The organism is Ruminococcus sp. 1001136sp1 (assembly GCF_039841815.1).
In the GTDB taxonomy this organism is placed as follows: Bacteria; Bacillota; Clostridia; order Lachnospirales; family Lachnospiraceae; genus Blautia_A; species Blautia_A faecis.
The window spans coordinates 18,414-40,704 of sequence record NZ_JBDPGY010000024.1; the positions used below are offsets into that span (position 1 = coordinate 18,414).

At 44.0% G+C, this 22,291-nt stretch carries 16 protein-coding genes and 1 tRNA gene; 4 read left to right on the forward strand and 13 right to left on the reverse strand.

The window, feature by feature from the left end; translation table 11 throughout:
• The first annotated feature begins 215 nt into the window (after positions 1-215).
• Positions 216-1,358, forward strand: coding sequence for a site-specific integrase (locus ABHC48_RS17420; protein ID WP_195699153.1), 1,143 nt, complete (start codon positions 216-218; stop codon positions 1,356-1,358).
• 384 nt (positions 1,359-1,742) lie between these two features.
• Here the strand turns inward: ABHC48_RS17420 and ABHC48_RS17425 are convergent, their stop codons facing one another.
• Together ABHC48_RS17425 and ABHC48_RS17430 are read right to left on the reverse strand one after the other, a co-directional pair.
• Positions 1,743-2,609: a hypothetical protein gene (locus ABHC48_RS17425; protein ID WP_195699152.1), complete on the reverse strand. Its 867-nt coding sequence runs from the start codon at positions 2,607-2,609 to the stop codon at positions 1,743-1,745.
• Positions 2,610-2,972: 363 nt separating this feature from the next.
• Positions 2,973-4,619 (reverse strand): LCP family protein, encoded by a 1,647-nt coding sequence (locus ABHC48_RS17430; RefSeq protein ID WP_195699151.1) that lies wholly within the window; start codon positions 4,617-4,619, stop codon positions 2,973-2,975.
• Between the two features lie 314 nt (positions 4,620-4,933).
• Between ABHC48_RS17430 and ABHC48_RS17435 the strand changes: the two genes are divergently transcribed.
• Positions 4,934-5,815: a homocysteine S-methyltransferase family protein gene (locus ABHC48_RS17435; protein WP_195699150.1), complete on the forward strand. Its 882-nt coding sequence runs from the start codon at positions 4,934-4,936 to the stop codon at positions 5,813-5,815.
• 162 nt (positions 5,816-5,977) lie between these two features.
• Here the strand turns inward: ABHC48_RS17435 and ABHC48_RS17440 are convergent, their stop codons facing one another.
• From ABHC48_RS17440 to ABHC48_RS17485, 10 genes are all read right to left on the reverse strand, one after another.
• The gene (locus ABHC48_RS17440) at positions 5,978-7,285 is read right to left on the reverse strand and encodes a DUF362 domain-containing protein (protein ID WP_243284468.1); all 1,308 of its coding nucleotides are present in this window, start codon (positions 7,283-7,285) and stop codon (positions 5,978-5,980) included.
• Between the two features lie 84 nt (positions 7,286-7,369).
• Positions 7,370-9,076, reverse strand: a complete 1,707-nt coding sequence (ptsP, locus tag ABHC48_RS17445; RefSeq protein WP_195699149.1) for a phosphoenolpyruvate--protein phosphotransferase — start codon at positions 9,074-9,076, stop codon at positions 7,370-7,372.
• A gap of 282 nt (positions 9,077-9,358) precedes the next feature.
• On the reverse strand, positions 9,359-10,387 hold the full coding sequence (locus ABHC48_RS17450; RefSeq protein WP_187566174.1) for a spermidine/putrescine ABC transporter substrate-binding protein: 1,029 nt from the start codon (positions 10,385-10,387) through the stop codon (positions 9,359-9,361).
• Between the two features lie 73 nt (positions 10,388-10,460).
• On the reverse strand, positions 10,461-12,308 hold the full coding sequence (locus tag ABHC48_RS17455; protein WP_195699148.1) for an extracellular solute-binding protein: 1,848 nt from the start codon (positions 12,306-12,308) through the stop codon (positions 10,461-10,463).
• A 9-nt stretch (positions 12,309-12,317) separates the two neighbouring features.
• Positions 12,318-13,139 carry an ABC transporter permease gene (locus ABHC48_RS17460; protein ID WP_195699147.1) on the reverse strand — a complete coding sequence of 274 codons (822 nt, stop codon included), beginning with the start codon at positions 13,137-13,139 and terminating at the stop codon, positions 12,318-12,320.
• The gene (gene potA, locus ABHC48_RS17465; protein WP_195590438.1) at positions 13,139-14,182 is read right to left on the reverse strand and encodes a spermidine/putrescine ABC transporter ATP-binding protein; all 1,044 of its coding nucleotides are present in this window, start codon (positions 14,180-14,182) and stop codon (positions 13,139-13,141) included. The genes ABHC48_RS17460 and potA overlap by 1 nt, the downstream gene beginning before the upstream one ends.
• 124 nt (positions 14,183-14,306) lie before the next feature.
• On the reverse strand, positions 14,307-15,212 hold the full coding sequence (locus ABHC48_RS17470) for an ABC transporter permease (protein ID WP_334285729.1): 906 nt from the start codon (positions 15,210-15,212) through the stop codon (positions 14,307-14,309).
• Positions 15,209-16,186, reverse strand: coding sequence for an ABC transporter permease (locus tag ABHC48_RS17475; RefSeq protein WP_334285728.1), 978 nt, complete (start codon positions 16,184-16,186; stop codon positions 15,209-15,211). The genes ABHC48_RS17470 and ABHC48_RS17475 overlap by 4 nt, the downstream gene beginning before the upstream one ends.
• Positions 16,186-17,334 carry an ABC transporter ATP-binding protein gene (locus ABHC48_RS17480; RefSeq protein ID WP_195699146.1) on the reverse strand — a complete coding sequence of 383 codons (1,149 nt, stop codon included), beginning with the start codon at positions 17,332-17,334 and terminating at the stop codon, positions 16,186-16,188. Before ABHC48_RS17480 ends, ABHC48_RS17475 begins: the two co-directional genes overlap by 1 nt.
• A gap of 449 nt (positions 17,335-17,783) precedes the next feature.
• Positions 17,784-18,740 carry a hypothetical protein gene (locus tag ABHC48_RS17485; RefSeq protein WP_195699145.1) on the reverse strand — a complete coding sequence of 319 codons (957 nt, stop codon included), beginning with the start codon at positions 18,738-18,740 and terminating at the stop codon, positions 17,784-17,786.
• 201 nt (positions 18,741-18,941) lie between these two features.
• Between ABHC48_RS17485 and ABHC48_RS17490 the strand changes: the two genes are divergently transcribed.
• Together ABHC48_RS17490 and ABHC48_RS17495 are read left to right on the forward strand one after the other, a co-directional pair.
• Positions 18,942-19,427, forward strand: coding sequence for an ureidoglycolate lyase (locus tag ABHC48_RS17490; RefSeq protein ID WP_118578965.1), 486 nt, complete (start codon positions 18,942-18,944; stop codon positions 19,425-19,427).
• A 128-nt stretch (positions 19,428-19,555) separates the two neighbouring features.
• A tRNA-Thr gene (locus ABHC48_RS17495) sits at positions 19,556-19,628 on the forward strand.
• Positions 19,629-19,779: 151 nt separating this feature from the next.
• On the opposite strand, the gene glgB is transcribed toward ABHC48_RS17495, so the two are convergent.
• Entirely contained in the window at positions 19,780-22,107 is a 2,328-nt protein-coding gene (glgB, locus tag ABHC48_RS17500; RefSeq protein ID WP_347505885.1) for a 1,4-alpha-glucan branching enzyme, read from the reverse strand.
• Between the last annotated feature and the right edge of the window lie 184 nt (positions 22,108-22,291).

The following is a 22,291-nucleotide window of genomic DNA, read 5'->3' on the forward strand; positions in this document are numbered from 1 at the left end:
TTTTCTGCTTTCTTTTCCATCATCGTTTTACATTCTATCGCGAATAACAGGGAAAGTCAACCGATTATAGCGACTATAGACTCTTTTTGTCGAATTATACCATAATTTGTTCCAAATTCACCTTTTTCCCATTAGTTTTTCAAAGGGATTTTTTCGATATAAAATAATTGCGTGGTCAAATAATTGGTACATACTTATAGAATAAGGAGGCAGCTATGTGCAGAAAAGGTGAAAACATACGCAAACGCAAGGATGGGCGCTGGGAAGCCCGTTATATCAAATACCGCGATCCGGAGGGAAAAATCCACTACGGTTCCCTCTATGGCAAAACATATGGCGAAGTAAAGGACAAACGAAACAAAAAAATTGCAGAAGTGCCAGGCTATGGACATCTGGTGCGAAATCCTGGCATTTTAAATTACCAGGCTATCTTCGAAACAGCCGCAGAACATTGGAAGCAGGAAATCCGCTATACCATCAAGGACAGTACTTTTTCCAATTATGAAGCAATCCTGAAGAACCAGCTTCTTCCGGAGCTTGGCAGCACCCAGATACGGAAAATCAGCAATTCTCAGATCACGCAGCTTATTCATAAGAAAAAAGAGCTGGCATTGTCTGCAGGAACCATTCATGTAATTTTAAGCGTACTCCGCAGCATTTTGAACTTTGCAGCAAAGGGAGGCGTCTATACCAGTGAACCAATCCGCTACCCCCATTTGGCTGGCACCAGCCAGGAGGTGCAGATTATGAAGCTTGCAAACTATAACCAGCTGGAGAAATTTCTTATTGACAATATCAGCGATTTCCATTTCGGTCTGCTGCTTTGCATGCATACCGGCATCCGTGTAGGCGAACTCAGCGGCCTGCGCTGGGAAGATGTGGATTTCACCCAGCACAAAATCCGCATACAGCGTACTGTGATCCGCATCAAAAATCTAGATCAGACCGCTAATCCGGACACTGGAAAAATTCCAAAAACCATTCTGTATATCGGTCCGCCGAAGACAGAGCATTCCAACAGGGAAATTCCATTGCCAGACAAGCTGCTGTTTTATGCGAAACGTTTTCGCAAAGATGGCTCCGCATATATTTTGTCTGGAACTGCCAGATGCATGGAGCCACGGGTAATCCAGCGCAGATATGCAGCACTGCTGAAAACATGTGGAATTCCCCCCATTAAAATCCATGCTCTCCGGCATCAGTTTTCCTGTCGCTGGGTAGAGCATGGCTTCGATACCAAGTCCCTGTCCGAAATACTTGGACATACTTCCGTGCGAACCACACTAGATCTGTATGTGCATATCCAGGCGGAAACGAAACGGCAGTATATGAATCAGATGATGGAGCAGGCAATATAACAGAATGAACAATTTCAGAAAAGGCAGTTATGCCAGAGAATTCTCTTTTGAGAGACCTCTGGTGTGACTGTCTTTTTTTGCTGTCTGGAAAAGGTGACCGGATACTGAAAAATCTCAATTTCCAAAATAAGGGGTCTTTATTCGTGGTCGATAGTCCAAATTGTACTGATTTTCTGCTTGTTTGCAGCGCAAATCCGCATTACTGAAATAATGCGACTTGGAGGTCATCTTTTTTTATTGTTTCCGGTTGGGTGGTGGGTTATGCAAATTTGCTTTTAAACTACCCATTTAACATAGTTAGGGCCGGGAACGATCAGGTAAGTGATGTCCCGGCCTTTTGTGTTTAAATCATCTTTCAGTAGCCTTTTCAAACAGGCTCTAATATTATTTTATACCTAACTCATCCATAAGTTTTTTCCGATAGGCAGCATCTTTTGAAGCTTTCAGACAGTCATCTGTTCGATTCGATGTCAACAAAATATTAATCAAAGAATCCATCCTCTTTTGAGTTTCTTCGCTTCCTTCATTTATACCAGCTTCACGTCCGCGCAACTCTCCAATTCTAATTCCATCATCCAATATCATCTGTCCCAATCTCGTCATAACCATCGCCTCCTTAATCTCATCAAGCTCTATTCCATCCAGAAATTTATCTGCCAGAGTATACAACATAGCCATCACTTTATCCGCCATGTCATTATGCTCTTCTTTCGCTATAAAAATCCCTTCTTTAATCTTATCCTTACGGCTCATCTGGCCGCCCATAAGTGGTGTCATACTAAGCTGTGCGAAGTCATCTTCTGTCAGGGCTTCGCCAGTGGCTTTCTTCTCTTTTAACCTCTGGATCACTTCATCCGCATTCTTCTTTCCCATATAAACAGGAACCACACGGTATGTATACACACCACAATCCAGTTCGCCTTTCGTTTCCTCGATTCCACCAGTATAAATTACGTAAGTGATTACTTTCGCGTCCATATTGTGGGAAAACAGGGCTTCGTAAGAATGGAATCGTTTTAAATCCTTTTTCTCCGATTTATTGGTGGTTTGGAATTCAATATGGATGTATAGGTCTTCTTCCGTTGTTTTAAATGTAAAATCCATATATAGCTCGTTAATCGTAAGTGCCACCAATTCCGTTGGTCCGATTTCTTCGTAACTATAGTTTATTCCAAGTAACTTCAAAATATGCTCCCGAAAATATTCTACGCCCATTTTCATGAAAGCATCTTCATGTTTGCTGTTCTGCAATGAGATTTCTCCTTTTTCATTTCCAGTATCGTCATCTCATGTGCTTTGTAAGTGTCCTCGGAATGTATACTTCTTATCTCTGCCAGAGCATGTAAAAAATCTAGAACGTGCAGATTATAAAAATGAATTGAAAGACACGCTCTGATATCTACTCTCTATGCAGATGTCATCTTCTGTAAAATCCAAGAATGTAAGCTCAGATTCACCCGCCTTTCCTTCTTCTATATTCCCATTTTATCACAATATAATATAAAAATCATCTTAAAAGTTTATAAATTTATCAAAAAAGAAGCAAACCACGTTATATAATGATTTGCTTCTTTCTATATTTAGATTCCTCTCACCAGAGGAATCTCATTCTCTTTACTGCTGTGTAGTAGTATCAGCTGTGCCTTCGGTTGTAGTTCCATCTGCAGCAGTGGTATCTGTCGCAGCCTGTGTCTCAGATGCTACTGTACCTGGCTCGGTCACAGTTTCTGTAGAGGTGCTGTCAGTGCTTGTGCTTCCACTAACCGGTGAATCAGCCTCCTCCTGCGTTACCACCTCGCCGTTGCGAACCTTTTCCATAAGGCTCTTAGCCTTATCAACAGTGTTATAATCCGGAACCATAACATATGCCTTCTGGCTCATGGAATATGGCTTCTCAGTAGCACCGGTACCATTTACACTGTAGGAAACGATTGTCCAGTCGCCCCCATTGGTAAGCTGCTGCTGAAGGATCTGTGCGATCTCTTCATATGTGATGTTAGTACCGAAGCATCCATCCAGACTGGAAAGAATGGAGGAATAACTGGTAAGGATTTCCGGAGAAAGTGCCTTCTTCACAACACCACGGATAACCTCCATCTGGTTCTTACCACGCTGGCGGTCACCCTCCTGGAATGCGTAACGCTCTCTTGCAAAGATAAGTGCCTGTTCACCATTCAGATAATTCTCACCCTTGTTAAAATGATAACCCAGAATATTCTTGGAATCAAAATCATAATCTGAATTAACGGTAATTCCGCCAAGTGCATCGATTACCTTCACAAATCCACCGAAGTTAATTCGGAAGTAATAATTAATGTCAATATCATACAGCATTCCCAGAGTATCCATACACACATCGATTCCATAAATACCGGCATGTGTCAGCTTATCCGGTGCACCTCCGGAAATAGAAAGCGGTACAAAGTAATCACGAGGTGTGGAAACCAGCAGGATCTCATGTGTATCTGTATTCACAGTGGCAATAATATTTACATCGCTTCGGCTCTTAGCTGTCATCTCACCTCTGGTATCAATACCACTGAGATAGATGGTGTAAACCTTACCGCCATTAGCAGTGGTGATCGGCTCTATAGGGGTGGACTCTTCTGCAGACTGAATTGTGGATTCAACGTCTACTGTTCCAACCTCTTTTATCTTGGTGCTGAAATCTGTGTATCCGTCCATATCCTCGTATACACTGAGATATCCGCTGTTCAGTAGCATGGCATTTACTTCACCGTTCAGGATTCCGTCAGCAAGCTCTGTCAGACCTGCGTATTCCTTAGTCTGTACTTCTGTACCAAACTGACTGTTCAGATGTGCTACAGCGCCATCTGTATTCTCACGGTCAAGTGAGGAAAGAATACCATAAGTATATCCGGCAGTTGCCTCTACAGAATCAGCGGCATCATCGCTCTTTACGTAAACAGCCATCTGTGTGACCTCTGTAGTCTCACCGGAAATATTGCTGATGGCAGATCTTGTCTTATTAATATAGAAACCGCCGAATGCCAGAATGGCAATCATGATCACTGCCAAAACAGTTCCGCCAATAAAGCGGCCTGTGTATCTGGTATGCCATACCAACAGCCAGATAATGGCTGCGATCACCGCAAGTACAATGCCGATGATCAGCATATAAATGGTCGGGATCATCTTGGTCATTGCCAGAAGTCCCATAAAAACAACAGAAAGCATAATGACGATGATGGTGATCACCGCGCCTGGTATCCAGTCGTTTCTTCTTCTCCTTCTACTCATCTTTTAGCTCCTTTTTTATTTCTTTTGTCATTAAGGGCTGCTGCTTACTTTATAGCCAGCCCCATCAAAATCATATCTTATATTTTATACGCTGACAACTGGAAAATCAAGTTAAATAGTGTTATAATACGAAAGATTTATAAAATTTTTTTATGAAAACGTTATAACTTCCAGGACGCGGACAGGAATATGACGAAATCAACCGTATCCGGCAGGATAAATGTTCGCCAGATGGTTGCAGACCACAATGGGCGGCATGTTATGCAAATATCATTTGAATGCAATATTCTGCCAATTTAAGGAGGAATTACAATATGACAAAACAAGAGTTTCAGGAACTGGCACAGAATATTGTTCTTCTGGACGGCGCTACAGGTTCCAACCTGATGGCTGCCGGTATGCCGAAGGGTGTATGCACAGAGGAATGGGTGCTGGCACATAAGGATGTGATCCAAAAGCTTCAGAGAGCTTATATCGAAGCGGGAAGCAATATTATCTACGCTCCTACTTTTGGCGGCAACCGTGTAAGCCTTACCATGCATGGTCTGCAGGACCGTATGGAGGAGATCAACCGCACTCTGGTTTCCTATTCAAGAGAAGTCGCTGATGCGGCAGACCATAAGGTTTACGTTGCTGCGGATATTACCACCAGTGGTAAAATGATGGCTCCTGCCGGGGAGATGACCTATGAGGCAGCTTTCGAAATATATCAGGAGCAGATTGGAATTCTGAAGGATTCCGGCGTGGATCTGATCGTTGCTGAGACCATGATCAATATTGAAGAGACTCTGGCAGCTGTGGATGCTGCTTCTACAGTTTGCGAGCTGCCGATTATGTGTACCATGACGGTAGATGCAGATGGAAGTATTTTCAGCGGTGGAAATGCTATCGAGGCTGCAGTTTCCCTGGAGGCTGCAGGTGCAGATGCTGTGGGCGTGAACTGCTCTGTTGGTCCCGATCAGCTGGTTTCTGTTATCCGCAATATTAAGGAAAATGTCTCCATCCCGGTCATTGCCAAGCCGAATGCCGGTATGCCGTTCATTGATGATAATGGAAACGCCGTTTATTCCATGAAAGCGCCGGATTTTGCCAGACATGTGAAAGCTCTGATTGATGCAGGCGCCGGTATTGTAGGGGGCTGCTGCGGTACTACACCGGAATATATCAGGGAAGTGGCGAAGATGATTGGACGATAAAATACATAAGCCACTGTAGAACGTCACAACTTAGTTGACGCTCGGTAGTGGCTTTTCTTCTTTATCTCCGAAATTACTCTGATGTTTCTCCGATATTTTCTCCGATGTTTCTCCGATGTTTCTCCGATGTTTCTCCGATATTCCCTTCGGAGTATTTTACACTCACTTCACCTTAACCGCTTTCTTCGGGCACATTTCCTGACAGCAGAAGCAACGAATACACTTCTTATAATCATAAACAGGCGGATTATTTTTGTCATTTCGAAAATCTACCGCTTTGCCGGGCACAGGGCAGCTGTTTACACAGATTCCACAACGGATACATTTGTCAGGCTCAATGTATGGTTTCTTCTGGAAAATATTCAGAGCCTTGGCAAGCTTTGTCCAGACATTGTTTCGTACTTTCGTGCGGTCCACATTGAAATTGGGATTGCCATATTTTTCTATTAATGCTTCCATCGAAATCACATTACAAACTACGTCAATACCAATCTGCTTTTTATCTACAGAAACCTTTGCATTCTGGCGTTGCTTCTCTCGCCCAGTTATTTCACTTCCTTCATCACGCACTGCTGATGCCGAAGGATTCTCCTCAACTACCACAACCTCAATATTTTCTTCCCTGCAATTTCCCAGTCCCATCTTCTCTCCATGGTAATTGGTAGGAACCATCTCCGGTTTCAGATAAACCAGTCTTGCAAACACACTGTCCAGTGCCACCGGATCTGTGGACATCAGAATCAGGTTCATGGCTACCGGATCTCCGGAGCCCGGTCCATTTCCCTCCATTGCAGTGATTCCATCCATAATATATAATCTTGGCTTCACATACTGGTTCAGATCAATAAGCATCCGGGCGAAGCTGTCCGCACTGGGGTATTTGGTATGACCAATGGCCTTATTTTTCCCATATACAAATCCATAGCTGTTCTTCACTGCTCCTGTAATTCGCTCCAGAGCGTGGGTTTTCATTTTGGAAAGAGAAATCACACACTCTGCCTCCAGCAGTTCTTTCGGAAGGATAAATTCTTTCGCCTGGACACCATCCGGATTTTCCACACGCACGCCTTTCGTATAATCAATAGCCGGAATCTGGTATTTTTCCAGATAAGTGTCCATTCCGGTACCCTGGATCACCTGTTTCGTAGTCCCGTGACCACAGGAATCTGCAAGCACAATATCTTTATAACCTTCCTCACGTAAAATCCTGGCAAAGGCCCCCACCACAACCGGATGAGTAATGACCGCTTTCTCCACTTCTGCTTTTTTCAAAAGGTTAGGCTTCAAAAGGATTTTTTCTTCTTTATTTATAAGGTTGTCCAGACCTCCCAGCTGAGACAGACCATTTTTCATAAGTGTATAAATTCGTTCTTCGTCGTAAGCTTCACAGGGAAGCACAATTACTTTGCTTTTTGTGTTCATGTTTCTACCCATATTTTCAAACATACAGCCTGTAATCTGTATCTGCATGTCTGGTGCTCTCGTTTTATTTTGTAATTATTCTGCAATTCTTCACACATACATGCACGCCTCAATACAGTCGCAGAGGATAAGCTAAGATCTCATTTCCGCGATGCAAACCGCCCTCAGTGCCTTCCGCACTGGCAATATACATGCCGGTACCACAGACAATGCATCTACCCCCATCTGCAAAAATGTCTCCGTCAATCTGGTATCCGCTGCCAGTTCCCCACAGAGACATACTTTACAATTCTGCGCGTGTCCTGCATCTACAATCATCTTTATCATTTTCAGAATTGCAGGATGATGATCATCATATTTCTTCTGTAAAAGCGGATTCTGACGATCCATGGCCAAAGTATACTGGGTCAGGTCATTGGTTCCGATTCCCAGAAAGTCCACACGTTTCGCCAGCTCTTCCCCAATCATCACTGCTGCCGGAGTCTCCATCATAATTCCAGTCCGGATTTTCTTAAAGGGTATACCTGCTGCCTTCAGCTCTTCTTTTACTTCCAACACCAGAGCTTCAACCTCATCCATTTCCTCTTCCGAACAGATCATAGGGTACATCATCCCCAGATTGCCATACCAGCTCGCACGGTAAATGGCACGGATCTGGGTTTTAAACAGGTTCTTCCGGTCCAGACTGAGACGGATTCCCCGATTTCCCATAAGAGGGTTGGTTTCTACCGGAATTTCAAGGTAGGAAGCCTGCTTATCAGCCCCGAGATCGGCGGTGCGGATAACTACCAGGCGGTCGCCCATAGTCTCAGCAGTTTTTTTATATGCTTGAAAAAGTTCTTCTTCCCCGGGATAATTCTCCCTGCCAAGATACTGGAACTCGCTTCGCAGCAGTCCGATTCCCTTTGCCCCATAATAAAGGGCGCTGTTTAAATCATCCAGACTGCCAATATTCGCGTAGATTCCCACTTCACGTCCATCTTTCGTAATATCGCCCTTGTCTTTCAGCTTCAAAAGGGATTCCCGCTCTACCAGATCTGCTTTTCGGCGAATCTCGTATTCTTTTCGTACCTCATTATCCGGTTCCAGATAGATGGTTCCCGTATATCCGTCAATAATGGCAATGCTGTCTTCCCACTCTTCTTCTGACTGTGGAATCCCAATACCTGTAACACAGGGAATATCCATATTTTTCGCAAGGATCGCAGCGTGAGAGGTAGCAGAACCTTTGCGGGTGACAATACCCAGAAGCTTCTCCTTATCCATTTCCATCAGTTCTGCAAGAGAAAGGGCATCTGCTGCCAGAATGACTGGTTCCTCTCCCAGATCAATTTTGTTCTCATCTTCCCCGAGAATTTCCAGAAGGAGACTGGAGATGCGGCTTACATTGTGGATTCGTTCCTTTATGGTCGGATCGTTCAGCCTGGAAAAAGTACTCTGCATCTCATCTCTTGTGGTCTGCACTGCATAAGCAGCAGTCACCTTTTCCCCTGTGATCATACTCTGTACCGCACGGAGAAAGCTGCCAGAGCCCAGAAGCTCTGCCTGCTCCAGGATCTGGTTTGTTCCATTTTCCCCATTCACTTTCACAATTCTATCCAAAGGTTTGGGTTCCATATCCAATTCAGGATCAGCTGTGTCCATTTGCTTTTCTGACATTCTGTCATACTCTTCCTTCAAAGTCTGCATCACATGCCGACGGGCCACATCAAAATTCTTCAGTTCCTTTTTTACATCATCTGCCTGATGCTGTCGGATCTGATATTCACCTTTCCGATAAAACCTGATTTTCCCAATGGCAATCCCCGCAAAGGCGGAAGCTCCCTTGTATATTTCCATTTTGTTTCTCCTCTAAAAAACTCATTTATTTCTGTAAATAATAATCACACACTGGCGAAGCTTTGTCAATATCCGTGTTGTTCGCTCTGTCCCCGGAAACATATATGTGCAAGCATTCTCCACCTCCAGCGACCTCTCTCCTTCCGCTGCAGTGCAATCCTGCCCGGTAGGACTTTTCTATTATATAAAAAAAGAGCCTGCACAGTGATTTATCCGTTTTTCTCCCGAACAGCTCACTCACAGGCTCTTTTCTAATGTTATCCTTTTACTGAATTAATTCAATTAATCACAGGCAGCCTTAAACTCAGTCCAGTTCTTATTATACTGTTCTTCAGCTTCCTGGCTTACATTCTTAATACTCTCTCCACTTGTTACGCTGTCCGGAACCACCAGGCTCTCGTCTACCAGCTCGTCTGCTGCCTTGTTGGTGCAGTAGTAACCGATATAATTGAAGCACTGCGCCGCAACCTCTGGTCTTAAAATGTAATCTACAAACTGGTAAGCTGCATCTGCATTGGGAGCCTCGCTTGGAATAAACATTCCCATAACACCGAAGCCAAGACCTTCCTCCGGATAAACCACTTTCAGATCCGGATTCTCTGCCAGAGCTGCAGTTACCTGGGAGGTGTAAAGGAACGCTACAGAAGCCTCTCCGTTCAGCAGCGCATTCTGAGTGTTGTCATCCTGGATCATACGCACATTGGGTGCCAGCTCTACCAGCTTTTCACCAGCTTCTGCAATGGTATCCACGTCTTCTTCATTCATACTCTTACCCATGGTAAGAAGAGTAATGCCGTTGATCACACGGTAGTTGCCGATCAGCGCTATGCTGTCCTCCAGAGACGGATCCCACAGATCAGAATAGCCCTTAATGTCAAGATCAACCTCCTCCGGATCGTATACGATCAGCGGAATACCTGCACCATATGGTACGGTGTACTCGTCCTTCTCATCATAGAACTGTCCCTGATAAAGAGGATTGATGTTTCCCCAATTGGAGATTTTGTCTTTGTCAAGCTTGGTGGCAAGACCTTCTTCCACGATTTTCTCGAGAATGTAGTCATCTGCGATTACCACATCATAGTCTCCGCCTTTTGCCATGGAAACCTTCTCCAGCATGGTTTCGTCAGTGTCAAAGTTGGAATACACGATCTTACAGCCGGTTTCTTCCTCAAATCCGTCCAGAACCTCCTGCGGGAACATTCCTTCCCAGGTATAAAGGACAAGCTCGGAGTCAGCTGCGTATACAGGTGACAGGCTGCCACAGATTGCTGCTGCAGCAAGAATTACCGCAAATACCTTTTTCTTCATAATCATTCTCCTCTTCTTCAAAAACACAGCCGGCTTCTGCCAACCACGTTTCCGTTTTTATAAATTTCCATGTTTACTCTGCCTTGATCTTCGTCCACAGCTCCGCATATTTCTGCTTAATTTTCGGTTCCTGATAACGGAAGATCTCGCTGTTTGGATTTTCAAAATCCGGGATGTAGGAGGAAACGCCCTCATACTCTCCGGTGATCATAGTTTCGTAAACACTCTTTACAGGAGAAGTATAACCTACTTCTTCCGTATTGGAAAGAGCAGATTCTTCATTTAGCATAAAATTAATAAACTGATGGGCAAGCTCTGTCTCATTGCAGTCCCTTGTGATAACCATTGCATCATACCAGTTGTTGGTTCCCTGACTCGGTGTGAAGTAATCCATATTCGGATTTTCGCTTATAATATAAGAAGCATCTCCGGAATAAACAACTGCCATAGCCTTGTTTCCGGAAATCATATTGTCAATGACGTCATCACCGGCGTAAATCGGATCCATGGTATTTCTCTGGTCAACCAGCCACTGGTAAGCTTCCTGGATCTGATTCTCATCTGTAGTATTCATGGAATATCCAAGAGCCTTCAGTGCTATCATAAAGGAATCCCGCTCAGAATCATACATGTAAATATTTCCTTTATATTTGGTATCCCTGAGAAGATCCCAGCCCTCCTGAAGATCTGCCGGATCAACCACAGACGTATCATAAAGAATACCAACCGTTCCCCAGAAGTACGGGCAGGAATAACGATTTCCTGGATCATAGCTTTTATTCATGACCTCATCCATCAGGCTGCCCTTATTCGGGATCAGATCCCAGTCAATATACTGTAGATAATCCTCTTTAATCAGACGCTCGATCATATAATCCGAAGGGATCAGCACATCATAGGACTCACCGCCGGAAAGCTTGGTGTACATCATTTCGTTGGATTCGAAGGTTTCGTAAACTACTGTACAATTATATTCCTGCTCAAACTGTGTCAGAAGATCCAGATCCATATATTCTCCTGCATTATAAACCTTCAGGACATGGTTCTCCGCTGCACTGCCTCCGCACTTAATCAGTCCGAAGCCAAGGGCGAAAACCAGCAGAAGGGCAATCACGCGCTGAATCTTTTTCGCATGCTTGCTGGCATGCTTTTCCAGAAGCTTTGGAAGCACGTTGGCAAAAACCATGACAAGCACAATGACCAGGATTACAATTGTGGACAGGGCGTTGATGGTAGGGTTGATTCGCTTGGTCATATTATAGACCACAATGGAAATATTCTTTACACCGTTTCCGGATACAAAGTACGAAATTACGAAATCGTCAAAGGACATGGTAAATGCCAGCAGCGCACCGGCGAAAATGCCATCCTTGATCATGGGCACGATTACCTTGGTCAACGCCTGGAACGGGGTTGCTCCAAGATCCATGGCTGCATTTGCCAGGTTCGGGTCAAGGCTTCGCACCTTGGGATAAACACTGGTGATCACATATGGCGTGCAAAAGGAAATGTGCGCCAGCAGCATGGTAAAGTACCCTTTCCGAAAGCCCAGTGAAGAAAACAGAAGCATCAGTCCGATTGCGGTAACAATATCCGGGTTCAAAATGGGCAGGTTGTTGATATTTAAAAGTGTTTCCTTTAACACCTTTCTGGACTTGGAAAGACCGATTGCAGTGATGGTTCCCAGCACTGTGGAGATCACAGTTGCCAGGATGGCGATGGTCACAGACACGTAAACCGCTTTGCTGACTTCTGTATTGTGCAGCAACTCTGTATACCACCTCATGGAGAATCCCGTAAACCTGGTCAGGGATTTGGAGGAATTAAAGGAAAAAATCATGGTCACCAGGATTGGCAGGTAAAAGAATACCAGACAGATGGCCACATAAAATCTCTGAAAAAAGCTTGTTTTTTTCTGCATGCTATCCTCCTACTCTCCTTTTTCCTTGTCCATCCGCTTCATCAGACTCATGGAAATCAAAATGATCACCGCCAGAATCATGGAAATGGCACTTCCGAAATTCCAGTCTCCAACGGAGATAAACTGGGACTCGATCAGGTTACCGATGAGCATGTACTGTCCGCCGCCCAGAAGCTTCGGGATAACGAAAGAGGAAATGGCAAGAAGGAAAACCATCATAATACCATTTACCACCCCTGGCAGGGACAGCTTCCAGATTACCTTCCAGAAGGTCTGGAAACGGTTGGCTCCCAGATCGTAGGCTGCCTCGATCAGGGATTTATCCATTTTATTTAAGGATGTATGGATAGGAATGATCATAAAGGGCATAAAGTTGCAGATCAGGCCTACCATTACGGAAAAATCCGTATACATCATACTGATAGGTCCCAGTCCGATTTTTTCCAAAAGGTTATTGATGATTCCGTTATCTGCAAGAAGATTCATCCACGCATAGGTACGAAGAAGCATGTTGATCCACATTGGAATGGTTACCAGCATAATGAGAAGTCCCTGGACTTTCTCAGAGCATCTCGCAATGATCAGGGCAAGGGGATATCCAAGCACCAGACAGATAAAGGTGGTGAGAAGTCCCAGCCAGAAGGATTTCAGGATCACATTTAGGTAGGTAGCTTCCAGGAATTTGGCAAAATTCCCCCAGGTGAAGGAAAGTGTCATTACTTCATTTCCTTCTGTGGTGAACGCATACAGGGCAATGAGAAACAGTGGGATCACAAGGATAACAATTGCCCAGATAAAGTAAGGAATGATCAGGCGCTTAAACTGTTTCATCAATAAGCTCCCATTCTGTACATGACGTGAATGTCTTCCGGTCCGAATTTCAGTCCTACCTGGCGGCCCACTTCCGCATAATCGGTGGTCTGAACTTTATAGGTGCGCAGTTCTGTTTCTACGAGAATTTCGTAATGAACGCCCTTGAAGGTGACGTTTCGGACAACACCGTTGATTTTCGCCTGAGATGGTTCCACAATGTCAAGGTCCTCAGGACGAAGCACAACCTCGATTTCTTCATTATCCTCAAAGCCTTTGTCCACGCATTCGAATTCAAATCCGTCGAACTGAACCAGATAATCTCTGATCATAATTCCTTCTATAATATTGGACTCTCCAATGAAGCCTGCTACAAAACGGTTTTCGGGCTCGTTGTAAATATCAGTAGGAGAACCGATCTGCTGAATTTCGCCGTTATTCATAACGACCACGGTATCAGACATGGAAAGGGCTTCCTCCTGGTCATGGGTAACGTAAATGAAGGTAATTCCAACCTCCCGTTGGATTTTTTTCAGCTCAATCTGCATCTGTTTTCGTATTTTCGCATCCAGGGCGCCAAGAGGCTCGTCAAGAAGAAGGATTTTCGGCTCATTTACCAGCGCACGGGCAATGGCAACTCGCTGCTGCTGTCCACCGGAGAGCAGGGTGACATCTCTTTTTTCGAAACCCTCCAGACCTACCATTTTCAGCATTTTGGTGACTTTCTGGGCGATCACGTCCTTGTCCACTTTTTTCAGATTCAGACCGAATCCAATGTTCTCTGCCACATTCAGATGGGGAAAAAGGGCATATTTCTGGAAAACGGTGTTTACCTCTCTCTTATATGGAGGCAACTTGGAAATCTCAATTCCGTTAAACAATACTTCGCCGCCGCTTGGCTCCTCGAAGCCTGCAATAATACGAAGGGTTGTGGTCTTTCCACAGCCACTTGGTCCCAGAAGGGTGAGAAACTCGTTCTCATAGATGTCCAGATTGATTCCGCGGAGAACCTGCTGGTCATCAAAATTTTTTGTGAGGTTTTTCAACTCTATGAGTTTGTTCATTCGTGTGCTCCTTTCCGGCCACTGTCTGCATAACGTCCAGCAACCCTTTCCATTCCCCGGAATGTATCTGATCTCGCCTTGATTCCATGGATACAGTCCAGTAAGAAATATTCAATCCGCAAATCTACTGCGATCTCCGGCGCAACTTTTTCACAAGGGAATATACAAGTAGAATTCCTGCCGTAAAAGCCAGCATAATGGTACACAGCGCATTGATTTCCGGGGTTACTCCGGTCTTGATCTGTGTGTACACCTTAATGGGCAAAGTGGACAGCCTGGGTCCATTGATAAAAATACTGATTACCACATCGTCCATGGACATGGCAAAAGCAAGCAGGGAACCGGATGCCACAGCAGGCATGATCAGGGGCAGTGTAATATCCCTGAAGGCTCTCATGGAAGTAGCTCCAAGATCCCGGGCAGCTTCCTCAAGGGAAGGATCCATGCCCACAAGTCTGGCTTTTACTTCCATCAATATATAAGGAATGCAAAATACCGTATGTCCGATCAGCAGAGTAAGCATTCCGAAGGGCAGGTTCAGCATGTAGAAAAATGCCATCAGCACCATACCCAGAATAATTTCCGGTATCATAAGGGGCAAAATGGAAATGTACTCCAATGCGCCTTTTGTTTTCCAGTGAATCCGTGACAGGCCTACAGCGCCTAAAGTTCCGATAACTGCTGAAACCGCACAGCTTGCAACGCCGAGGATCAGGCTGTTTACCAGTGCTTCCATCATGGCACTGTCTGCAAATAATTTCTCGTACCACTGGAGGGAAAATCCGGTGAGACGTACGGGAAGCTTGGATTCGTTGAAGGAGAAAATGATGACTACGGCTACTGGGAGGTACATTAAGAAGAAAATGATACCAAGGTATATCTTCTCAAAGCGGGTGCTCCGTTTCATGCCAGAGCCTGTATTTCTCTTCTTTCCAAATTTTTTAACTAATGTACCGTTTTTAGCCTCGGCACCTTCACCTTGCATTTTCGGATCCAGCACTTCTATTTCATTATTTTGTGTTTTTATCATCCCAGCCCCTCCACTTCTTTCGCATTGGTAACCTTACGGTATAGAAGGATCATCAAAGTGGTAAGGATCATCATGATCACCGCCAGTGCAGCCGCAAAGGGCCAGTTATTTCCCCGGGTCATCTGATCCTGGATCAGGCTTCCTACCAGCACAACTTTGTTTCCGCCCAGGATATCTGCTATGAAAAACAGTCCCATAGATGGAATAAAGGTAAGGATCACACCGGACAAAAGTCCTGGCAGGGTCAGCTTAAAGCTGACTGTCCAGAAGGCCTTTGCCTTACCTGCCCCCAGATCACGGGCGGCTTCTACCAGTGACCAGTCCAGTTTTTCCGCACTGGAATATACTGATAAAATCATAAATGGCAGCAGTACATATATCATACCAATGATGATTGCCGGGTAGCTGTACATGATTTTCAGCGACTTCTCGATCAGGCCAAGCTTTTTCAGCACAAAATTCAGAACGCCTTTTTTCTGAAGGATGATGATCCAGCCGTAAAGTCTGATCAGGGAATTCACCCAGAAGGGAAGCATAAGAAGAAGCATAGCTTTCTTTTTACCGCCTGCTGGTAATTTCGCCATAAAATAGCCAAAGGGATACCCGATCAGGGTAATAAAAACAGTACTTGTAATGGCCAGCTGGAAGGACTGGACAAAGGTGTCCAGATACACTGGTTCCAGGAGCTTCCGGTAATTATCCAGGGTAAAGATCCACTGCACGCCGTGGACTTCTCCAGGGGTGGCAAAGCTTAAGGCTACCATGTAGATAAGAGGGCATGCCACGAAGATCAAAGTGAAAATATATAATGGCAGGATCATCCAGATGGTGGCGCGGGTGTGTCTGGCGGATGCAGCACTCTTGCTGTTGCCTCGGACTTTTTTTACAGGCACGGATTCCTTGCTATTGCCGTGGCTGTTCTTTGCAGGTGCAGATTTCCGGCTGTTGCCACGGCTGTTACTGAGACCGCCCATCACTGATTTCCTCCTGACATATCAGCAGGCTCTTTCGTCTTAAACTCCCGATTTACTACAACTGCATTTCGCGGATCAAAATACCATTTTATCTGCTGACCTGGCTGAATGTTTGCATTCATGCCAAACCGGCTGGCTGTGATTTCTGTGCCGTCAGACAAAGCAAGCAGAACTCGCAGCTGACCTGCAGCGAAATTCTTCTCCTTCACAGTTGCGTGAAGATGTCTGCCAGTTCCCTCAGCTTCATTTTGCTCAACTACATTTTCCATTTCAGCTTCATCCAGCAGAATATTTTCGCTTCTCACAGCCAGGGTAAGCTGCTCTCCCACCTTTACAGTCTCTTCTGTATAAACGGAAACAGTGTCATTTCCTATTTCAACCTGTGCATAAGAACCATTTATTTCTGCAACTTTTCCTTTTAAAATATTGGCATTTCCCACAAAGGTTGCCACATAGCTTGTTTTCGGATAGTTGTAAATCTCATCCGGAGTGCCGATCTGCTCAAACTGCCCCTGATTCATTACCACGATCCGATCGGACATATTAATGGCCTCTTCCTGGTCGTGGGTGATATAGATAAAGGTAATTCCAAGCTTCTTCTGCAGTCGCTTCAGTTCCAATTGCATCGTCCGCCGAAGCTGCAGATCCAGAGCTCCGAGAGGCTCGTCCAGAAGCAGTACACGTGGATTATTTGCCAATGCTCTTGCAATGGCTACACGTTGCTTCTGTCCACCGGAGAGCTCCGCAGGTTTTCGTTTCTCGAAGCCTTCCAGCTGAACCAGCTCCAGCATTTCCTTAACCTTTTTCTTTATATCCGCTTTTGGTACTTTTCGTATTTTCAGACCATACCCGATGTTATCCGCCACGTTCATATGGGGAAAAAGGGCATAATTCTGAAATACCGTGTTCACATCTCTCTGGTTTGGCTCCAGATTCGTCACATCTTTCCCCTCCAGCCATATACTTCCGCTGTCCGGCTGCTCAAGTCCTGCGATGATGCGAAGAGTGGTCGTCTTGCCGCAGCCGGAAGCACCCAGCAAGGTGACGAATTCCCCCTGATCAATTTGCAGATTGATTCCCTGTAGAACATATTCTTCTGATGTAAAACTTTTTTTCAGATTTCTTAATTCAAGAAATGAGTCAGACATTTGTCTCCTCCTTTCTGGAGCGTGTTTGAAAATTATTCCTGCAGGCTTCCACAAATTGTGACACGCATTTTGAAGAAAGCCTTTTTTAACACGCTCGGCTGTAATGTTAAGTGAAGTACGAAAAAAAAAAACAGGATACCCCTATAGCCATACATTCAGAAAATCTCTATATAAACACGGTGCATGTTTATATAGCGCCATTACTGTATATTGCTATATCGGTAACCCGTATTCCCATATAATTCTTCAAAAAAAGGTACAACTTTTCTAAAAAGCCTGGGGCGGAATAACCTGACATGTACCTCATCTCCTTTGTTTGCAATCAAGGTGTATTCTATCATAGAATGAATCATTTGAAAACAGTTATTTTCCCATTGATAACATATTTTTTCATTTTCATTTAACAGATCAGGAGCAGAACCAAATTGGCTCTGCTCCCTTGCAAAATGTTATCCAATATTATATTTTTTACGTATTTCTTCTTTATCTTCTTCAGATATTTTAAGTGCATCCATAGCCTGATCCACAGACCAGTTCATTGTTTCTGTAAGAGTTTTAATTGAAGAAACCAAACTCTCGCAAACTCCTTTTTCATAATTTCTCTGTGCTACATCGTCAAGAACATGTCCCACATCTGTTACCTCACTTTCTAAATCCATTTCCATTTGGATTCCAAAATCGTCCTGCAAAATCATCCTTTTCTCTGAAGCATTCCGTTTATCTGAAAGTAAAACTTCCAACATTCGCAGGATGCCAGACGCTTCTTTATCATATGCATCCCCAAGGCATATAATCACATTTGTCAGAAGATCGTAATTTTTTTCTTTTTCATGTACATTTCCTATCATATTTTCTTCTTTTACAGAATACCGATTAATTGTATTTTTTCGGTAATTTGGAGGATTTATACATATGAATACGTTATATACCTTCTTTATCTTTTCGTAATGTGAGTTTGTAAAAACTGTTCCATACTGTGAAGAAACCATCCTACAGCAATAATAAATGCTACGCTTAATGATGGGATACCCAGGATAATAATTATTCTGAGGTTCCACATTAATGATCAGACTCAATCGATTGTCAGTACCTGGTATCAATGCACTAAAGCGAATATCATAGGTTACTGTTCCTTCCGCTATGGTCGTATCTTCAGTAGATAGTCCTTTTATCAATTCGGGAGTTTCTTCATCCGGATATACTGGAATTTCAGAAACATACAAATCTCCTTCTATGTATTTCTCTGCAATTTCCTGTATTGCACACTCCCTGTACTCCTGCAGACAGCTTTTCATAATCCATGCAAGAATAATCTTGTTTGACAATAATTTCTTACATGCGTTATCATACGCTGCCTTTTCTCCTGCGGTAGAAAGCATTTTTGACAATTTGTTTGGTACTTTCATTCACCACAAGCCTTTCTTTATGAACTTTATCTACATTTTTATAATAACACATACTGCGTTCTTAAATCTATAAAACTTTTATTAAAAATATTAACTGCCTTTCTTTATTCACACTATCCATTTAAAGATATTTATTGAGCTTTTTCCAACACCATGATACAATAGCTTCAAGGGTTTTTACTACATTTGAGGAGGTTTACCATGAAAGAAATTACAGCTGTAAAAATTAATCCAACAGATTTTGCGCCCTTTGGCACCTACTGTTCCATGACTGAACCGGAAGGTTATCCTTTACAGGGCGAAATCCACAAATTTTATCCGGATCGTATCTCAGGTACCTGTATGGGAAGTATGGGATTTTCTCCCATTGCCGTACGCAAAGATGAGCGAATCGTTAAGATGGCAGAATACCACACAACCACCTGGGAAGGCATTGTAGCTCTGGATGATGATATGATCATTCATGTTGCTCCTGCATCTGCCGGTACGCCAGTCCCGGAACTTACAAAGGCCTTCCTTGTTCCCAAAGGATGTATGGTAAAGATCAATGCCGCTATCTGGCATTTATGTCCTCTGCCAGTAAACAACGATGTCCTTCATGCAATGATCATTTTACCGGAATGTACTTATGCCAATGACTGTACGGTAGTTGAGTTTGAGGAAAAAGACTGGTTTAAAATCGTATAATCAGAATTTTCACCCACGATAAATCAGAATTTTTACCCAAGATTTTCTTGACAAATGGCTGCTTATAACTTAAAATATCTTTTGTGTCTGATAAGTGTATAAATTTTTATACACTTATCATTCCATAAGCTGGAATAGCTCAGTCGGTAGAGCACTTCACTCGTAATGAAGGGGTCGTGAGTTCGAGTCTCATTTCCAGCTTTTTTTATTTGCATCAATCGGATATTTCTGATCTGCTTCGCTACTTGCTTATTGTAAAAAGATTCAAAAAGACTGCATTCCTCACATCTGAAATTCAGATATGTAAATACAGTCTTTTTTGCTATTTTATTACTTATTGGCTATTTATTTCTCATTTGCTATTTCTGTCTGCTTTGTTATTGTCATTTTTTACTGTGGCTCTTTTCTTCACTGTTTCTGCCTTTTTCTCTGCCTTGACAGCTTCTTCTACTTTCGTAGCTTTTTCTTCCTTTACTGACTTCTTTGCTGGAGTTTTTGCCTTCACAGTCCTTACCAGTTTTCCTGCAGTCTTATCTTTCGCAGTCTTATCTTTCGCAGTTTTCGCTGCGGTCACTTTCTTCCTGGCTGGGGCTTTCCCGGGAGTGCAGCTGTAGATGCTTACACCAAGTGCCGGCAGTTTCACCTTAATAGAGTGCTCACGTTCGTCGCACTCTTCTGCTTTTGCTGTCTTCACACGAGAATTTACTACACCCTCGCCGCCGAATTCTGCTGCATCGCTATTAAAGATTTCTTTATATTTCCCTGCAAAGGGCACGCCCACCTGGTAATTCTCGTAGGGTATTGCGGCGAAATTACAGATTACAAGCAGCGTTTCCTCTGGTTTCTCTGTCTTACGCAGGAAAGTGATCACATTCTCCTCGTATTTCATCAGCTGAACCCACTCAAATCCGTCATACTCATCATCCATCTGATAAAGAGCAGGCGAACTCTTATAAAGGGTATTCAACGCCTGAATGCATTTGGCAAGTCCCTCCGGCATATCAGTCCCCGGTGCCATCATTTTACAGCCAGGATGCACCATCATATAGGAATAAGCCTCTCTCACCTGAGCCAGCTTCTGCTTCTCATCTCCTGGCAGCTTCGCCATAAATTCTTCCAGACTTCCTACGTCTCTGCTTCCAAGTGTAAGAATATAATGCTCAGAATATGCATATAAGGTGGACAAAGTCAGCTGGTCATGATAATTCTTCCGCAAAATCGGATCTACTGACAGATAGAATAGGAAATCTCTTGTCCATCCGCCACTCCACTTATAATCAAACCCAATGTGATCATTCTCCACACTGTCAGTCAGCTCCGGCCACAGACCATCCTCCTGTGCGATCAGAAGTGCTCCTGGATCACGCTTCTTCACAATGGAATTCAGATGCTTCAGAAATTCAATGGCAGGAAGGTTCTCATTGGAGCCATACATATTCGGCGTCCATCCATCCTTTCTTCCATAATCCAGATAAAGCATGGCATCCACATCATCCATACGAAGACCGTCCACATGGAAAACCTCCAGCCAGAAACAGGCATTGGAAATCAGGAAATCCATTACCATAGGACTGTCATAATTATAAAGCATGGTGCCCCACATTGGGTGGACTGCCATTTCCGGGTCTTTCACTTCATAAAGGGCTGTTCCGTCAAATTTCTCCAGACCGCCTGCGTATCTCGGGAACTGTGCCGGTGACCAGTCAAGGATCACGCCTATTCCCACCTGATGAAGCTCATCTACCAGTGCTGCAAAATCTGCTGGTGTGCCATAACGTGTGCTGACTGCAAAATATGCAGATGTAGGATATCCATCTGAACCATCCTCCAGAAATTCCATAACCGGATGAAGTTCCACATGGGTATATCCCTTTTCTTTCGCAAAGGTCACCAGCTCTTTCCCTGATTCCCACTGTCCCAGGCTTGTCTCATAAATGGAAACCGGCTGCCTGCGGTCGTCGTATTTCTTACGTTCAGCCATCCAGCTGCTGTCGTTCCATGTAAAATCAGAAACATCTGCCACAACAGAATTCCACAACGGTGCAGGCTGGGTTCTGTTTCCATAAGGATCTGCCTTCTGAAGGAGCACATCCCCTTTCGCCTTAATTTCATAACGATAGGCATCTCCCGCCTTTACTCCCGGGATAAAAAGTTCAAAAAGGCCTGACATGGGCATCTTGTGCATGGGGAGTGCTCTGCCATCCCAATTATTGAATTCGCCAACCACACTTACCCGAACTGCATTGGGTGCCCACACTGCGAAATGAGTGCCTGCTACCCCATTCATCACCATGGGATGTGCGCCCATTTTCTTATAGGCTTCATAATATACGCCGCCAAGGAAGGCTCTTTCATCCTCTTCTGTGAGAAGTCCGCCAAATGCGTAGGCATCCTTAAAGTTCTTCGTCTCCTTCTCAAACTCTACCTGAAATTCATAATCCGGAATTCTTCTGCCTGGGATCAGCACTGCATAATAGCCAGCCTCGTCCTCCAGCTCCATTTCATATTTCGTGCGCCCTGTAACCACTGCCGCAGCTCTGGCTTCCGGAAAAAAGCCCTGTATCAGCACACCATCCGGTGTCAGTCTCGGTCCCATCACATCTCTTGGCGCTGTCTCTTCCCCATATACAACCGCTTCAATTTCTGGCCAGTCCATATAATCATATACTGTTTTGCTCATAAGTCTCTCCATTTCCCCGCCAATTTTCACGGACTGTCGGATTTCCGGAAAATATGTTAATATTGTTATATTTTTCCCATCGATCCGACCATAATTTTGATATTTCTATTTTACCATTTTAAGCGGGAAAAAGAAAGAAATTTGTTTGACAAATACACCCCTCTGCGTTAAATTATTGGTATAT

Excerpts from the sequence above, each read along its gene's own strand:
- ABHC48_RS17420 (WP_195699153.1), top strand. The coding sequence starts at position 216 with ATGTGCAGAAAAGGTGAAAACATACGCAAACGCAAGGATGGGCGCTGG.
- ABHC48_RS17430 (WP_195699151.1), bottom strand. The coding sequence starts at position 4,619 with ATGAGTAGAAGGAGAAGAAGAAACGACTGGATACCAGGCGCGGTGATC.
- ABHC48_RS17435 (WP_195699150.1), top strand. The coding sequence starts at position 4,934 with ATGACAAAACAAGAGTTTCAGGAACTGGCACAGAATATTGTTCTTCTG.
- ABHC48_RS17440 (WP_243284468.1), bottom strand. The coding sequence starts at position 7,285 with ATGCAGATACAGATTACAGGCTGTATGTTTGAAAATATGGGTAGAAAC.
- ptsP (WP_195699149.1), bottom strand. The coding sequence starts at position 9,076 with ATGGAAATATACAAGGGAGCTTCCGCCTTTGCGGGGATTGCCATTGGG.
- ABHC48_RS17450 (WP_187566174.1), bottom strand. The coding sequence starts at position 10,387 with ATGAAGAAAAAGGTATTTGCGGTAATTCTTGCTGCAGCAGCAATCTGT.
- ABHC48_RS17455 (WP_195699148.1), bottom strand. The coding sequence starts at position 12,308 with ATGCAGAAAAAAACAAGCTTTTTTCAGAGATTTTATGTGGCCATCTGT.
- ABHC48_RS17460 (WP_195699147.1), bottom strand. The coding sequence starts at position 13,139 with ATGAAACAGTTTAAGCGCCTGATCATTCCTTACTTTATCTGGGCAATT.
- potA (WP_195590438.1), bottom strand. The coding sequence starts at position 14,182 with ATGAACAAACTCATAGAGTTGAAAAACCTCACAAAAAATTTTGATGAC.
- ABHC48_RS17470 (WP_334285729.1), bottom strand. The coding sequence starts at position 15,212 with ATGATAAAAACACAAAATAATGAAATAGAAGTGCTGGATCCGAAAATG.
- ABHC48_RS17475 (WP_334285728.1), bottom strand. The coding sequence starts at position 16,186 with ATGGGCGGTCTCAGTAACAGCCGTGGCAACAGCCGGAAATCTGCACCT.
- ABHC48_RS17480 (WP_195699146.1), bottom strand. The coding sequence starts at position 17,334 with ATGTCTGACTCATTTCTTGAATTAAGAAATCTGAAAAAAAGTTTTACA.
- ABHC48_RS17485 (WP_195699145.1), bottom strand. The coding sequence starts at position 18,740 with ATGAAAGTACCAAACAAATTGTCAAAAATGCTTTCTACCGCAGGAGAA.
- ABHC48_RS17490 (WP_118578965.1), top strand. The coding sequence starts at position 18,942 with ATGAAAGAAATTACAGCTGTAAAAATTAATCCAACAGATTTTGCGCCC.
- glgB (WP_347505885.1), bottom strand. The coding sequence starts at position 22,107 with ATGAGCAAAACAGTATATGATTATATGGACTGGCCAGAAATTGAAGCG.